The sequence below is a fragment of the Mesobacillus maritimus genome (assembly GCF_044803185.1).
In the GTDB taxonomy this organism is placed as follows: Bacteria; Bacillota; Bacilli; order Bacillales; family Cytobacillaceae; genus Mesobacillus_B; species Mesobacillus_B maritimus_B.
The window spans coordinates 4137314-4151917 of the sequence record NZ_CP085225.1 but is presented as its reverse complement, the minus strand read 5'-3'; the positions used below and the strand labels follow the sequence as shown (position 1 = coordinate 4151917).

The window sequence follows — 14604 nt, the reverse complement described above, 5'->3', positions numbered from 1 at the left end:
GAAGTCTTTTGTAATCGGGTTAACACTGTTTACACTATATGTTTAGAAAATGTTCACAACTAAATGGCGAATTCATGAACGAAGAAAACTAGTTTGCTAGGCTCTATGTGACTGTCACAATTTATACATATATTTTTGAAAAGGGTTGAAGGAAAGGGCCAGGAATTGCAGAATTCATATCCTTATAAAAAATAGGAGGTGTTTAAAATTGAACAATCTATTCAAGCATTAGCAAATCGAATTTTGACAGATGCATTGCAAAAAGGCGCTTCTGACATCCATATCATCCCTTTAGGGAAAAATACGGTAATAAAGTTACGCCTCGGCAACCAACTCCTGCAAAGGTATCATCTCGAAAAGGACGTATGCGAACGACTCATATCGCATTTTAAATTTATTTCTTCCATGGATATTGGCGATAAAAGGCGTCCGCAAAGTGGAGCGCACTCCTACTGTTATCAAGGTATTGAGGTTGGTCTAAGAATTTCAACCCTTCCTGCAGCCAAACTTGAAAGTATGGTCATCCGCTTACTACCCCAGCAAAACCAAATTCCCTTTTACAAACTTTCTCTATTCCCAGACACATCAAATAAACTCATTTCTCTTATGAAGCATGCCCATGGATTGGTTATCCTCACCGGTCCAACCGGAAGTGGAAAGTCAACCACTTTGTATTCTCTTCTTTCAGAAGCCTCACAGGTCATCAACAGACATGTCATAACGCTTGAAGACCCCATTGAAATGCAGAGCGATAACATGCTCCAAATTCAGGTGAACGAAAAGGCTGGAATCTCTTATGGTTCCGGATTAAAAGCCATTCTTCGTCATGACCCGGATATTATTATGGTTGGAGAAATCCGTGACCAAGAAACAGCAGAAATTGCTGTGCGCGCGGCACTAACCGGTCATCTTGTATTGACAACGATGCATACTCGAGATGCAAAGGGAGCGATTTATCGTCTTCTAGAATTCGGAATTAACTGGTTAGAAATTGAACAGACCTTAATTGCCGTAACCGCACAGCGCTTAGTGGAGCTAGTATGCCCTTATTGTGAAAGTGAATGTCCACCCTATTGCTATTCAGCAGGTCGTGGAAAAAGGGGGAGTATATTTGAAATTTTGAGTGGTAGTTCATTAAATGCTGTACTGAGAGAATCGAAGGGGATGAAGGAAAAGATTCAGTATCAAACGTTAAGGGATGCCTTGAGGAAGGGGATTGCACTAGGATTTATTAAGGAGGAAGAGTTTAAGAGGTGGATTATGGATGAATCAGAAAGTTAAATGGCCTGTGCAGGAGCAGGCCCAGTTTTTAAAGCGTGTTGGTGATTTATTATCGCGGGGCTATCCAATTGCAGAAGCAATAGATTCAATTTCACTTTATTTAGACAATAAGAAAAAGCTGGAGATAAGGGAGTGTCTTGCCAGCTTAAAAGAGGGATATCCGTTTTTTCGTGTTTTGGCAGATTTAAACTTTAACAAGGATTTGGTTAGTTATGTATACTTTGCGGAACAGCATGGTGGCTTGGCTAATGCGATTATAGAAGGGAGTACAATGGTTCTCAAACGAGACTCCGACTATAAAAGGTTGAAAAGTTTATTAAGTTATCCAGTCTTTTTAGTCTTTTTGACAGTATTTCTATTCTATTTTGTAGAGAATGCATTGCTCCCACGATTTTTGACGCTTTATCAAAACATGGAAGTGGAGGCCACCTTTTTTAGTAGCATCATTATTACCTTCGGTACATTTATCACTCTCGTTTTCTATTTTATCCTTCTCCTACTGTTTGTTACTGGTATCTATTATTTAATGGTTTTTAAAAAATATCGAATTCTAGATCAAAGGAAAAGGCTCATCCGTATACCTTGGATGGGTATGTTTTTCAAACTGCTTTATTCTCATTACTTTTCAACTCAGTTGAGCTATCTATTATCTGGAGGGATGTCGGTTATTGACGCTTTACTGGTCTTTGAAAAAAACAGCCATGAGCCATTTTCAGTAGAACTAGGTCAAGAAATAAAGGTTTGTCTTTCTACTGGAATGGATTTGGATATTGCGATATCTTCCTACTCCTTTTTTGAGGACGAGTTGGGGCGAATTATTAAGCATGGTCAAGAAAATGGAAAGCTAGATCAGGAATTGTTTTTTTATAGTCGACATTGTCTTTTGAAATTAGAGGAAAAAACGGAAAGGTCTATGAAAATTGTCCAGCCATTGTTGTTTAGCGTTATCGGTATTCTTATTGTCTCGCTTTATTTGGCTATATTACTGCCAATGTTTCAACTTATCCAAGGAATTTAATCTTAATGAAAAGGGTTGATTACATGAAAAATGAAAAAGGGTTTACCTTAATTGAAATGATGATTGTCTTAATGGTTATTTCGGTGCTTCTAATCATAACGGTTCCGAATATTACCCAGCATAACACGACAATAAATACGAAGGGCTGCGATGCGTTTGTCAAAATGGTTGAGGGGCAGGTACAAGCTTTTAATATTGATAAAAAAAGACTCCCATCCTCAATTGAAGAACTGGTTAGCACAGGGTACTTAAAATCTGGTGAAACTTCGTGTTCAGATGGTCGGCAGATAACCTTAACAGCTGGAGGAGTTGTAACAGCTGTAGAACCGACAACACCAAATTAATGGCTCCTAAGAGCAATGGGTTCACACTAATTGAAACACTCATTGTCCTATCTGCGTTTCTGATTATGTCATTTTCTTCTTTTCTTCTCTTAAAACCTACTCATCATTTTCTTCAAAGCCAATTATTCTTCTCGCAACTTAGATCAGATCTGCTTTTTGCTCAACAATATGCTATTGCCCATCAGGAGGAGGTTACTGTACACATTATGCCAGAATCAAATTATTACTATGTTCGAACAAGATTCAATGGCCCTGTGCTGGTTGAAAGAACCTATTCTCCAGAGATTAAAGTAAGGGAAGGGAGTCTTAAGTTGTATTTTCAGTTTATGGCAGACGGAAATACAAATAAATTCGGCTCGTTTTTTATTGAAATTGGCAACAGGCGGTATAGGATGACGTTATTAATTGGGAGAGGGCGATTTTATGTGGTGGAAGAGTAATGATGGTTTTTTTCTCACCGATCTACTCTTGTCTCTATCGGCATGGTTAATCGCAACAACTATTTTGCTTCCGCTTGCCATATACCTGATTGGTCAGTCTATCGACCTTCGTCATGGAACAGATGCTTTACATTTACTCTACGAGCGCTTGCAAGAAATTAAGTTGGGGACTCCACCAACAGGAATAGATACCGTTGAGAAGAATGGAGCGGTTTTTAATTATAAGATCGTTCATCACGAATCTGAATCAGTGATGGAGGTGTGCGTCGAGTATAATGGTTATTTTTCCGAGAAACGATCAAAATGTGCCTTTACAGAATGAGAAAGGTTTTACTTTAGTGGAAATGCTCATTGCCTTTATGGCTTTTTGCATGCTTGCCTCGTTTTTTCCGCTTGCCATTCAGACGGTAGCTTCTCATAAGTACCTTGACCAGAGAAATCAAAGGCTTGAGTGGGAAGTATTTCTCAGCCAAGTAAAAAAAGAAACTAGATTATCAAGTCAAGTTACGGTTTTAGGTGATAAGTTGCTCCTCCAAAAAAATGGCGATACGATTTTATACGAAAAATATGGGTCAAATTTGAGAAGGAGAGTTAACTACACGGGACATGAGACGCTATTGCAAAATGTTGCTTCTGTAAGGTTTATAAAAACTACTGGTGGCTTTAGTATTTACGTTCAAGACCTCGAGCAAATTGAGTATAGTGCTACTATTAGGTCGTTTATCAGTCTGGAGGTGAAGTGACAAGTGGGAGAACAAGGCTTTACTTACCCTTTGTCACTTAGTGTATTGGTCTTCTTTAGTCTGTTTCTTTTGATTCTGGTTGAACAAAATGTTATGGAGAGGAGATTTTTCAATGAGACGGAGAAGATTTTATTGGTTGAATATTATATCCAAGCTGCAGTAGTAGAGGCCGAACAGCTTTTAAACACAGAGGAACTTGAGCAGACAGGGAAGTTTGAGTATCGAGATGGAGAGGTAAGATTCAGCCGTAGAATTTTACGCCAGGGAGTGGAGGAGGTAACCTTTACTCTGATGTTGGATACAGGTGAACAATGGATTGGGATGGCTCAATATGATCAGGGGAAGAAAAAAATAGTAAAATGGGTTGAGAAAAATTAATCGCCGCTCTGTAGCGGGTTTAAATGGAGGGATTTGGGAAAGACTTGTAAGGTGAGAAGGTAGGTGTCAAATATGAAAACAAATGATTATGTTAAGTATTTAACGCAGACTGTTGTAAAATATGCTGAACAGCCAAAGGAAGAACGAGTCAAGATTAAGGTAGAGAAGAAATCGGAGAAATCTCCGTTTATATTCCGTTGGTTCGGAATTATCCCTTATGCATTTATGCTATTGTTAAAGCGTCGTAAACATTAAATGGAAACCCGGCTTAGCCGGGTTTTTTTCTTTCGTTCAGATTGCTTGATCTGTTAGGTAAAAGATTCCGCCGTTAATAACAGAAATATTGATTTTTGGTTCAAACTGCTCTCGTAGTGCTTGTTTTTCAATTTCATAGCTTTCGGTATCTTCCACTACATCCTTGTAAAAATGCTCTAATAACTGCAGGTCTTTGTTCCATCGTTTTCTTGCTTCCTCTGCCCAAGTGTGATCCTCTTCGCTAAGGTTGGCTCGAATGAGGTTTTCAATCCTCGTTACACCGCTCTTTGGCATGATAATGGGTGAGAGAGTAAAAGCATAGTCTGGTATTTTTGGGGTCAATGGTATTTGTAATAGACGATCGTGAAACTCGGTAACCATTCGCCCATTAATTAACTGAAGCCCGATGGATTGGTATACATCACGTTTTCGGTCACATTGGTATGAAATTTTTGTATTTAAACATAACCAAGGGAGCAGTGGAGTCTGCCTCCCAGGAGCTCCCTGGTAATTCTCATATAACCGAATGTAGCCGGCAAGTTCCTTTGTCGACGAGAAAATCTGATGTAACCTTGGGGAACCGAAATGAATATTCTCCCCTTTAAGGTCGTTAGGAACTTGCTGTTGATTAGTTATCAATGTAAGTTTCATGGGGTTTGGAACCCCGCCAGTCTTTTCTAAATAGTGCCAGTAAAAAGGCCGGTTCATTAGTTCTTTATCCATTTCCTCTGTTAACTGAACGGTCATGTAACTAGGACTTGTATCTACTAGTTCACAGTTATTAGCCTGAAAGTACCTTAGAAGAAAATCATGAATTTCCTGTTGCTGCATGTCCATCCCCTTCTCTCATTTCTTCGGCAAACTGTATCATCGAGGTGAAATTTTCCATCTTAATCTTCATTTCCCCTTCAGAGGAAGATTGACTGAAAATATCTACAAGATGATCTTCAACTTTTCCAAAGTCGAGTTTGGTTAGAATATCGTCCAAATCCCCAATGACCTTTTCGAAAAGATTGATTTTTTCATATAGAAGCTTGAGGATATGATCTTCAACAGTATCTTTAATGGCGAAATTGTAAATCATCACATCTTTTTCTTGTCCAAGTCGATGAATACGACCTATCCTTTGTTCAAGTCGCATAGGATTCCAAGGTAAATCAAAATTAATGATATGGTTACAGAATTGAAGGTTAATCCCTTCTCCGCCAGCTTCAGTGGCAATCAAGACCTGTGCCTTCTTCTCAAACAGCTCTCTCATCCAGTCTTTTTTCCCTCGTTTAAAGCCCCCTCTAAAAGGAACCGAAGAAATTCCATGCTGCTGCAAGAACCATTGCAGGTACAATTGCGTGGCTCTATACTCGGTAAAAACAATGACCTTATCATTAATTTTTTTAATTAATTCCAACGTCTTTTCAGCTTTTGAGTTTGAAGTTACCGCCTCTACTTTTTTTATTATCGAGGCGACCTTCTGTTCAAATAGAGCAGATGGAGTTTCTTGACGTTTTAACATATTTTTTAATGTGTAGTAAACGGCCTCTCTACTGCTGCAGGCTTCTCGTTGTAAGGTCATGACTGAAAACGGACTTGAAACCGTACCGTTTGAATTGTCCTTAAGCAAATGAATACTATCGTATAATTCCTGCTCTTCATTTGTAAATTTAATGGGGATGGTTTCTACATGGCGTTTTGTCCATTCTATCCCCGTATCTTCACGCCTGTTACGAATCATTACTTTGTTTACGAGTTCCCGTAAATGCTTATCATCATCAATTGAACGTGCATCTTTTTTATATTTTCCATAAAAGGCTGATTCACTTCCTAAGTGGCCCGGCTTCAATAAGCTAACGAGGTTGAAAATTTCAGATACCCGATTCTGAATGGGGGTAGCTGTAAGCAAAAGGCAAAATTTCTTCTTTAAGCTTTGGACAAATTCATAGTTTTTAGTTTTGCTGTTTTTTAACTTATGGGCCTCATCAATGATGACCATATCATAGCTTTGTTGAAAAATAATATCACGATGCGGATTCCGCTTAGCTGTGTCAATGGATGAGACAACAACGTCACATTGTTCCCACACATAACTCTTTCTCTGAGCAACCGCGGGAATGAAAAATTTCGTGTTTAGTTCCATCTCCCATTGAGAAACCAGAGAAGCGGGTACAAGAATCAGTGCTTTTTTTACAAGACCTCGAATCATGTATTCCTTTAAAACGAGACCGGCCTCAATGGTTTTACCAAGTCCAACTTCGTCCGCTAGAATCGCTTTCCCATTCATATTTTCAACGACTTGTTTTGCTACTTCAAGTTGATGGGGTAAAGGGGTCAGTTGTGAAAGGTGCTTGGGGGCCTGTAAGCCTTCAAATTGCGGAATGAGCGTATGTTTTTCAACCTCATTCGCAAGCTTATAAAGCTCCCAGTTCCCCCAAGGACCGTCATTTGTGATTCTGTTTATGAGTTCATCCTGCCACGAGGAATCAAAGGTAATTTGAACCGTCAAATTGTCCACTCCTTTAAAAGATAAAATATATTGCCGAAACTAGCTTAATAATGGTAGGATGGGAGTAGATTTGAATGTTTTGAAATTTACTACAATAGTAAAATGGAAATAGCTGATAATTGGTGTTTATCTTATAGCATGCCCTCACAATGAGAATTTTATAATAGCGGATGATGACAAGGGGAGAGACTACGATAGTAGCGCCGAAGGAGCAAGCAGAAATGTGAATCTCTCAGGCAAAAGAACACTTGTTTGACGCAGCTCTGGAGAGTGTTCCCACAAGGGAGCCACCAAAGGGGAAAGCCTTGTAAAAGGTAAACTTTCAGGTGAAAGGACAGAGACCTTCTTTTTTAAAAAGGGGGTACTCTGTCCTTTTTTGTTTAATTGGTTTGAGGAAGCTAATGAAAACTATCAGCGAAAGCCAGTCTATTTGAAGGGGGTAAATACATGGGGGATTTAAAACGAACTCCACTCTTTCCTGTCTATAAGGAATATGGAGGAAAAACCGTGGATTTTGGTGGATGGGAGCTTCCAGTACATTTCTCAAGCATTAAGGAAGAACATGAGGCTGTACGAACGAAGGCGGGTCTTTTTGACGTTTCTCATATGGGCGAGTTTGAACTTAAAGGAAAAGATAGCTTAGCCTTTCTTCAAAAAATGATGACAAACGATGTTTCAAAGATGAAAATTCACGGTGCACAGTATACAGCGATGTGTTATGAAAATGGTGGTACGATCGATGATTTGATCATCTATAAGTTGGAGGAGAATCATTATCTACTGGTGGTTAATGCGTCCAATATTGAAAAGGACTTTAAATGGCTTGAGGAACATCTAGAAGGAGATGTGGAATTAACTAACATTTCTGAAGATATAGCTCAACTTGCCATCCAAGGCCCGGTTGCTGAAACTATTTTACAAAAATTAACTGATGATTTTGACCTTAAGAATATTGGCTTTTTTAAATTTCATAAAGCAGTTCAATTAAATGGAAAAACCGCGTTAATCTCGAGAACTGGGTATACAGGAGAAGATGGTTTTGAAATATACTGCAAACCAGACGATGCGGTTAGTCTATGGAAAGAGATTTTAGAAGTTGGCCAACCTGAGGGAATTCGTCCTTGTGGGCTAGGAGCTAGAGACACCCTTCGCTTTGAGGCGAACCTTGCGCTATATGGTCAAGAACTTTCGCCAGAGATTTCCCCGTTAGAGGCAGGGATTGGGTTTGCCGTTAAGCTAAACAAGGAAGTAGATTTTATCGGGAAGGCCGCTTTAATTAAACAGAAAGAAACGGGCTTAAAAAGGAATCTTGTAGGGATTGAAATGATTGATCGTGGGATTCCGCGCCACGGTTATCCTGTCTATAAGGATGGCAAGGAGATTGGGAATGTAACGACAGGAACTCAGTCGCCAACCCTTAAACGGAATGTGGGTCTAGCCTTGTTGGATGTCGAGCACAAAGCGGTTGGAACCGAATTAGAGGTTGAAATCCGTGGAAAAAAATTAAAAGCTGTTGTTGTTCAAACACCATTTTATAAAAGAGAGAAGTAAGGAATAGAGAGGGGAAGTAGCATGAAGCATCGTTATCTACCGCTGACTGAGAGTGATAAGCAATCCATGCTTAAAACCATTGGTGTCGAATCAATTGATGAACTATTCAGTGATATACCAGAAAAAGTACGGTTTTCAGGTGAATACAATATTAAGCAAGCCAAATCAGAGCCTGCCTTGATGAAGGAACTTACACGCATGGCCGGGAAAAATGCTGATTTAAAAACATATTCCTCTTTCCTTGGCGCAGGTGTTTATGACCACTATATGCCAGTGATTGTTGATCATGTTATTTCAAGATCGGAATTCTATACGGCCTACACTCCATATCAACCTGAAATCTCTCAAGGAGAATTGCAAGCCATTTTTGAATTTCAGACAATGATTTGTGAGTTAACAGGAATGGAAGTAGCGAATTCGTCGATGTATGATGGCCCAACAGCTCTTGCTGAAGCAGCCATGCTTAGTGCTGGTCAGACGAAGCGAAAAAAGGTTCTGATTTCGGCAACGGTTCATCCCGAGGCAAAGGAAGTCGTTAAAACCTATGCTAAGGGTCAATATATTGAAGTGGTTGAAGTTCCATATAAAGATGGGGTAACAGACCTGGAGGCCCTTGCGGAACTTGCCGATAGCAGTGTAGCAGCCGTGATTGTTCAATATCCAAACTTCTTTGGACGAATTGAACCAATGGTGGAGTTGGAAAAAATTGCTCATGAACATAAATCTTTGTTTGTCGTTTCTAGTAATCCGTTGGCGCTTGGGGCTTTAACTCCTCCTGGAAAATTTGGGGCTGATATTGTAGTTGGAGATGCCCAACCATTTGGGATACCAACAGCATTTGGCGGTCCACATTGCGGATACTTTGCTGTGACTTCAAAATTGATGCGGAAAACGCCTGGCCGCCTTGTGGGTCAGTCAAAGGATGACCAAGGTCGCCGCGGTTTTGTTTTAACTCTACAAGCACGTGAACAGCATATTCGTCGAGACAAAGCAACATCTAATATCTGTTCGAACCAAGCACTAAATGCGCTTGCAGCATCGGTAGCCATGACAGCACTTGGGAAGAATGGGGTAAAAGAAATGGCGGTTGCCAATATCCAGAAAGCTCATTATGCAAAAAAGGCTTTTAAAGAAAATGGATTTGATGTTGTGTTTGAGGGATCTTCTTTTAATGAGTTTATCGTGAAATTGAACAAACCGGTAAAAGCGATTAATGAGCAACTTTTATCAAAGGGAATTATCGGTGGATACGATTTAGGCAGGGATTACCCTGAGCTAGACCAGCATATGCTTATTGCGGTTACCGAGCAAAGGACAAAGGAAGAAATTGATACATTAGTGCAAGAATTGGGGGATTGCCATGCATAAGGAAGATATGCCGCTCATTTTTGAAGTTAGTAGCCCAGGCCGAATTGGCTATAGCCTGCCCGAAATGGATGTACCGGAAATCGATATAGCAGAATTACTTCCTGAAGGATACCTGCGCGAGGAAAAAGCGGAACTTCCTGAGGTATCTGAGCTTGATATTATGCGCCATTATACCGCTTTGTCGAAGCGGAACCATGGAGTCGACTCAGGATTTTATCCACTTGGTTCATGTACGATGAAATATAATCCTAAAATTAATGAAAATGTGGCCCGTTTTAACGGATTTGCTCATATCCATCCACTTCAAGATGAGAGCTCTGTTCAGGGTGCGTTAGAATTAATGTATGATCTTCAGCAGCATCTTATTGAGATTACTGGGATGGACGAAGTCACTTTACAGCCAGCTGCTGGTGCACATGGGGAATGGACTGGATTAATGATGATTCGAGCATTCCATGAAGCGAATGGCGATAGTGGGCGGACAAAGGTAATCGTTCCTGACTCTGCGCATGGGACTAATCCTGCTTCAGCAACTGTTGCCGGATTTGATACCATCACGGTGAAATCAAACGCGCAAGGTCTGGTTGATTTAGACGATTTAAGAAGAGTTGTTGGATCAGATACCGCTGCGTTGATGTTAACGAACCCGAACACACTTGGTCTTTTTGAAGAAAATATTGTTGAAATGGCTGAAATTGTTCATGGTGCTGGTGGCAAGCTCTATTACGATGGAGCTAATCTAAATGCAGTATTATCGAAAGCGCGTCCAGGAGATATGGGATTTGATGTAGTGCATTTAAATCTGCATAAAACCTTTACTGGTCCCCATGGCGGTGGTGGCCCAGGTTCAGGTCCTGTAGGTGTTAAAAATGATCTAATCCCATTCCTACCAAAACCAATTGTGACTAAACGCGGGGAGAGTTATATTTTTGATTATGATCGCCCACAGTCAATTGGTCGCGTAAAGCCTTTTTATGGGAACTTTGGAATCAATGTTCGTGCTTATACGTATATTCGGAGCATGGGTCCTGATGGTTTAAAAGCCGTCACTGAAAATGCCGTATTAAATGCGAATTACATGATGAGGAGACTAGCGGAATATTATGACCTTCCGTTTGATAAACACTGTAAGCATGAGTTTGTTTTAAGTGGTAAGCGTCAGAAAAAGCTGGGGGTAAGGACTCTTGACATCGCTAAGCGACTACTTGATTTCGGTTACCATCCACCAACCATTTACTTCCCATTAAATGTAGAGGAATGTATAATGGTAGAACCAACCGAAACAGAATCGAAGGAAACGCTTGATGAATTTATCGATGCAATGATCCAAATTGCTAAGGAAGCAGAGGAAAATCCGGAGATTGTTCAAGAAGCACCACATACAACAGTGATTGGAAGAGTAGATGAGGCAACCGCAGCAAGGAAGCCTATCCTTCGCTACCAAAAAGCTTAACAAATGAAACCCCTTGGTTCTGTCCCAAGGGGGCTTCGTTTATTTATGGATCGATTATTTTGCTTTAATTTTACCAGACCATTTTTTAAAACCGCCTTGTAGATGTGAGAGCTCCTGGTAGCCTTTACGGTGTAGCATTTGGGCTGCTCGAGCACTTCTTGCACCGCTCTGGCAGTATAGATATACAGGCTTGTCCGGTCGAATTTCCTTCATCCGCATTTTTAGCTGCGAAACAGGGATATTTCTTGCTCCTAAAATATGACCAGCATTGAATTCGTTTGGTTCACGAACATCAATTAATTGGGCTTTGCGATATCCTGCTTTAAATTCTTCTTCTGTTAATGTTTTCAAAAACCGGCGTTGATAGAAATAATTAAAAGCTGCATAAGCAATGAACACACCGATTACGGCAAGTAAAAAATATAATGCTTCCAATGTTCCTTCTCCTTTCGAGCTAAGTAGACCTTCTCTATTATATAAGTGATTTGGTATTTGGGCAAAGGAATTTATTTGTAACCTTCACGATTGTATACACGGTGCACTCTACTTTGATTTGTGAGACAATTTTGATAGACTAGTGAAAGTGCGAAATGCCAATTTTACATATACGTTGATATACAATTAGAAAAGTAAAAATGGGGTTAGATAATGAATAAAGAGGTATGGAGATATATTGATTCAGGTAATGGATCACCTGCTTTTAATATGGCGCTCGATGAAGCGCTACTTGATTGGCATAGTGAGGGGAAAACCCCTCCAATCATCCGATTTTATGGATGGGATCCTGCGAGTTTATCGATTGGTTACTTTCAAAAAATAGAAAAAGAAATTGATTTGGAGGCCGTTAAAAGGCATGAACTTGGCTTTGTCCGCCGACCAACAGGAGGTCGAGGAGTCCTCCATGAGCATGAGCTTACATATAGTGTGATTGTTTCAGAAGAACATCCAGAAATGCCACAGACTGTAACAGAAGCCTATCGGGTTATCTCAGAAGGTGTTTTGAGAGGATTTCAGAAGCTAGGTTTGGATGCTTATTTTGCTGTCCCACGGACAGATGAAGAAAGAAATGCCCTGAAGAGTCCACGATCTGCTGTATGCTTCGATGCTCCGAGCTGGTATGAGCTCGTTGTAGAGGGCAGGAAAGTGGCAGGAAGTGCGCAAACGAGACAAAAAGGAGTTATTCTTCAGCATGGAGCCATTTTACTTGATTTAGATGAGGACAAGCTTTTCAGTTTGTTTAAATATCCAAATGAACGGGTAAAAGAACGGATGCAAAAAGCATTCAAAACAAAGGCAGTGACGATCAAAGAGATTAGCGGGCGCACAGTGAGTATGGAGGAAGCGAAAGCTGCTTTTAAGGAAGGGTTTGCAGAGGGACTTAATATTGAATTGGAGCCTTATACTCTTACAGACGAACAATTAGAATATGTCCACAACCTTGCAAAATCAAAATACGAGAGTGATGAATGGAATTTTAAGAGGTAGGAAAGCGAGAAATGCTTTCCTATCTTTTATTTTCCTGTCAGGAAAAAATGCAAGTGATGAAATTTGTTGAAATATATCATTTTATGGGAGAATTCGTCTTTTCTCTCTTTTTCTCTCACTCTTATACGTAATTTTAAGTTTGACAAATTCTATTTCGTCAGAATTAAAATCAATATGTTGTGTTGTCGAAAATTAAATATACACTATATATTGATTTAGGGTGTTTCTATATGATAACGTATAAAGTAATTCGAAAGTACATCCAGAATCAACGCTAAAATCTATCAGCCTTGTAAAACTGGACGGAATTTCTGAATTTTACTAGAAGGAGATGTGAACATGTCTGTTGAGCTAGGCCAAAAAATGAATATTAACATTGAAAATCTGAACAAGGACATCCAGTTGTTTCCTCAAGTTCATCCAATTACCCCTGATATGAAAACAACCCATAAAGGGGTATCACGCCTTGTTATGCTGGATCGCTATACGTTTAAGGATACCGAGAAGGTAACACTAGGCAAAGGGGATTTTGTCGTGCTTACGATTAAGGAAGACCCGAAATTTCCTGCCCGTGGACTTGGATTTATCCTTGATCTCGATTGGGAATCAAAGATGGCGACCGTATTGGTTGATGAAGAGTTTCGTGGTGTCCTTGATGACCCTGAAGAAGCAAAAACTGGAATTATAAAAAAATCACTAGATGTTATTGAGAAGCCTCTAGAAGTGTTCTATGAGCAGATTGCTAAACGAAACGCAACGGGCTTAGCTTCAGTTGAAAAAACAGAGGAAAAGCGGAAGGAATGGTTTGAGAAGTTTTATCAAGAACTATCAAGCTTGAACTTTATCCCAGCGGGACGAGTACTATACGGAGCCGGAGCAGATACGGATGTAACGTATTTTAACTGTTACGTCATGCCGTTTGTACAGGATTCTCGTGAAGGGATTTCTGAGCACCGAAAGCAAGTCATGGAAATCATGAGCCGCGGTGGCGGAGTCGGAACGAACGGTTCCACGCTTAGACCACGAAATACGCTTGCTAAGGGTGTAAACGGAAAATCATCCGGATCTGTATCTTGGTTAGATGATATTGCCAAGTTAACACATCTTGTTGAGCAGGGTGGATCCCGTTAAATACGCCATGGCGGGATTAAAATCTCGTGAATTGCTGGAACACCCTTAGAGCCAAATCAACCACAACGTGACTGGTAACAGTGAGCGTGATGGTTCGAAAATGATATGGATTGGGCAATCAGCAGCGAAGCATCTTTGGAAACGAAGGTGAACGTTCAACGACTATTGAAATCACCTAAGGGATATGGATCCTAAGGTGAGAGTAAACCATAAGAGTAGGAGACAACCTTATGGGGCACGAGACAAGGAAGAATTAATGACTACAATCATACAGTACCACCATAGTTGATTCTTCTTTGATGATATAGTCTGATCTCATATGAAAGTATGAGAGCTAGGCAGAAATGACCTAGCCGGCTAAAAGCTTAGCTAGTAACAATAAGCGTGGCGCTCAAATGATAATGTTAGCGGATTAAAAGGTGCACTAGTCCGCATTGTTCAGACAATGAGCAATTAGTAAATCGGGTGAATTGCGGGAAAATCCTTAGAGGCTAGCAAGCCACAACGTGACTGGAAACGGTGGGCGTGACGGCTATAAAAATTGCTAGCATTGGACAATCTGCAGCCAAGCGTCATTGGGCATAGGTGATGGCGAAGGTTAAACGACTAGAGAGTGAGTCCCAACAATAAACTCTCATAAGCGCCCGACCCCTAACAGAT

16 protein-coding genes and 1 riboswitch are annotated in these 14604 nt (G+C 40.3%); of the genes, 13 read left to right on the top strand and 3 right to left on the bottom strand.

Annotated features, from left to right (window positions below; translation table 11 throughout):
* Window positions 1-198 precede the first annotated feature (198 nt).
* The 8 genes from comGA (at window position 199) to LG336_RS20110 (ending at window position 4459) form a co-directional block, all read left to right on the top strand.
* Complete coding sequence (comGA, locus tag LG336_RS20145; RefSeq protein WP_404329265.1) at window positions 199-1281, top strand: competence type IV pilus ATPase ComGA; 1083 nt, start codon at window positions 199-201, stop codon at window positions 1279-1281.
* Entirely contained in the window at window positions 1265-2299 is a 1035-nt protein-coding gene (gene comGB, locus LG336_RS20140) for a competence type IV pilus assembly protein ComGB (protein ID WP_404329264.1), read from the top strand. Before comGA ends, comGB begins: the two co-directional genes overlap by 17 nt.
* A gap of 23 nt (window positions 2300-2322) precedes the next feature.
* Window positions 2323-2643, top strand: a complete 321-nt coding sequence (gene comGC, locus LG336_RS20135; RefSeq protein ID WP_404329263.1) for a competence type IV pilus major pilin ComGC — start codon at window positions 2323-2325, stop codon at window positions 2641-2643.
* Window positions 2643-3083 (top strand): competence type IV pilus minor pilin ComGD, encoded by a 441-nt coding sequence (gene comGD, locus LG336_RS20130; RefSeq protein WP_404333238.1) that lies wholly within the window; start codon window positions 2643-2645, stop codon window positions 3081-3083. Before comGC ends, comGD begins: the two co-directional genes overlap by 1 nt.
* Window positions 3067-3405 (top strand): phosphatase, encoded by a 339-nt coding sequence (locus LG336_RS20125; RefSeq protein ID WP_404329262.1) that lies wholly within the window; start codon window positions 3067-3069, stop codon window positions 3403-3405. Before comGD ends, LG336_RS20125 begins: the two co-directional genes overlap by 17 nt.
* A complete protein-coding gene (gene comGF / locus LG336_RS20120; protein WP_404329261.1) occupies window positions 3359-3826 on the top strand; it encodes a competence type IV pilus minor pilin ComGF in 468 nt (155 codons plus the stop codon). Before LG336_RS20125 ends, comGF begins: the two co-directional genes overlap by 47 nt.
* Window positions 3827-3829: 3 nt before the next feature.
* Window positions 3830-4204 carry a competence type IV pilus minor pilin ComGG gene (gene comGG, locus LG336_RS20115; protein ID WP_404329260.1) on the top strand — a complete coding sequence of 125 codons (375 nt, stop codon included), beginning with the start codon at window positions 3830-3832 and terminating at the stop codon, window positions 4202-4204.
* 72 nt (window positions 4205-4276) lie between these two features.
* On the top strand, window positions 4277-4459 hold the full coding sequence (locus LG336_RS20110; RefSeq protein WP_404333237.1) for a YqzE family protein: 183 nt from the start codon (window positions 4277-4279) through the stop codon (window positions 4457-4459).
* A 36-nt stretch (window positions 4460-4495) separates the two neighbouring features.
* On the opposite strand, the gene LG336_RS20105 is transcribed toward LG336_RS20110, so the two are convergent.
* Together LG336_RS20105 and LG336_RS20100 are read right to left on the bottom strand one after the other, a co-directional pair.
* Entirely contained in the window at window positions 4496-5290 is a 795-nt protein-coding gene (locus LG336_RS20105) for a YqhG family protein (RefSeq protein WP_404329259.1), read from the bottom strand.
* Window positions 5268-6956 carry a DEAD/DEAH box helicase gene (locus LG336_RS20100; RefSeq protein ID WP_404329258.1) on the bottom strand — a complete coding sequence of 563 codons (1689 nt, stop codon included), beginning with the start codon at window positions 6954-6956 and terminating at the stop codon, window positions 5268-5270. Before LG336_RS20100 ends, LG336_RS20105 begins: the two co-directional genes overlap by 23 nt.
* 170 nt (window positions 6957-7126) lie before the next feature.
* Window positions 7127-7214: riboswitch (glycine riboswitch) on the top strand.
* A gap of 189 nt (window positions 7215-7403) precedes the next feature.
* Between LG336_RS20100 and gcvT the strand changes: the two genes are divergently transcribed.
* The 3 genes from gcvT to gcvPB are packed head-to-tail and all read left to right on the top strand — an operon-like array spanning window position 7404 to window position 11328.
* Entirely contained in the window at window positions 7404-8507 is a 1104-nt protein-coding gene (gcvT, locus tag LG336_RS20095; RefSeq protein ID WP_404329257.1) for a glycine cleavage system aminomethyltransferase GcvT, read from the top strand.
* Window positions 8508-8528: 21 nt separating this feature from the next.
* Window positions 8529-9875, top strand: coding sequence for an aminomethyl-transferring glycine dehydrogenase subunit GcvPA (gene gcvPA, locus LG336_RS20090; protein ID WP_404329256.1), 1347 nt, complete (start codon window positions 8529-8531; stop codon window positions 9873-9875).
* Entirely contained in the window at window positions 9868-11328 is a 1461-nt protein-coding gene (gene gcvPB, locus LG336_RS20085) for an aminomethyl-transferring glycine dehydrogenase subunit GcvPB (protein WP_404329255.1), read from the top strand. Before gcvPA ends, gcvPB begins: the two co-directional genes overlap by 8 nt.
* 54 nt (window positions 11329-11382) lie before the next feature.
* On the opposite strand, the gene LG336_RS20080 is transcribed toward gcvPB, so the two are convergent.
* Window positions 11383-11763, bottom strand: coding sequence for a rhodanese-like domain-containing protein (locus LG336_RS20080; protein ID WP_404329254.1), 381 nt, complete (start codon window positions 11761-11763; stop codon window positions 11383-11385).
* Between the two features lie 213 nt (window positions 11764-11976).
* Here LG336_RS20080 and LG336_RS20075 point away from each other — a divergent pair, with 213 nt between their 5' ends.
* Window positions 11977-12813: a biotin/lipoate A/B protein ligase family protein gene (locus LG336_RS20075; RefSeq protein ID WP_404329253.1), complete on the top strand. Its 837-nt coding sequence runs from the start codon at window positions 11977-11979 to the stop codon at window positions 12811-12813.
* Window positions 12814-13152: 339 nt separating this feature from the next.
* Window positions 13153-13944, top strand: coding sequence for a ribonucleotide reductase N-terminal alpha domain-containing protein (locus LG336_RS20070; RefSeq protein ID WP_404329252.1), 792 nt, complete (start codon window positions 13153-13155; stop codon window positions 13942-13944).
* Window positions 13945-14604 lie beyond the last annotated feature (660 nt).

Excerpts from the sequence above, each read along its gene's own strand:
- comGC (WP_404329263.1), top strand. The coding sequence starts at position 2,323 with ATGAAAAATGAAAAAGGGTTTACCTTAATTGAAATGATGATTGTCTTA.
- comGB (WP_404329264.1), top strand. The coding sequence starts at position 1,265 with ATGAATCAGAAAGTTAAATGGCCTGTGCAGGAGCAGGCCCAGTTTTTA.
- comGD (WP_404333238.1), top strand. The coding sequence starts at position 2,643 with ATGGCTCCTAAGAGCAATGGGTTCACACTAATTGAAACACTCATTGTC.
- comGF (WP_404329261.1), top strand. The coding sequence starts at position 3,359 with ATGGTTATTTTTCCGAGAAACGATCAAAATGTGCCTTTACAGAATGAG.
- LG336_RS20105 (WP_404329259.1), bottom strand. The coding sequence starts at position 5,290 with ATGCAGCAACAGGAAATTCATGATTTTCTTCTAAGGTACTTTCAGGCT.
- gcvPA (WP_404329256.1), top strand. The coding sequence starts at position 8,529 with ATGAAGCATCGTTATCTACCGCTGACTGAGAGTGATAAGCAATCCATG.
- LG336_RS20075 (WP_404329253.1), top strand. The coding sequence starts at position 11,977 with ATGAATAAAGAGGTATGGAGATATATTGATTCAGGTAATGGATCACCT.
- gcvT (WP_404329257.1), top strand. The coding sequence starts at position 7,404 with ATGGGGGATTTAAAACGAACTCCACTCTTTCCTGTCTATAAGGAATAT.
- gcvPB (WP_404329255.1), top strand. The coding sequence starts at position 9,868 with ATGCATAAGGAAGATATGCCGCTCATTTTTGAAGTTAGTAGCCCAGGC.
- LG336_RS20110 (WP_404333237.1), top strand. The coding sequence starts at position 4,277 with ATGAAAACAAATGATTATGTTAAGTATTTAACGCAGACTGTTGTAAAA.
- LG336_RS20070 (WP_404329252.1), top strand. The coding sequence starts at position 13,153 with ATGTCTGTTGAGCTAGGCCAAAAAATGAATATTAACATTGAAAATCTG.
- LG336_RS20125 (WP_404329262.1), top strand. The coding sequence starts at position 3,067 with ATGTGGTGGAAGAGTAATGATGGTTTTTTTCTCACCGATCTACTCTTG.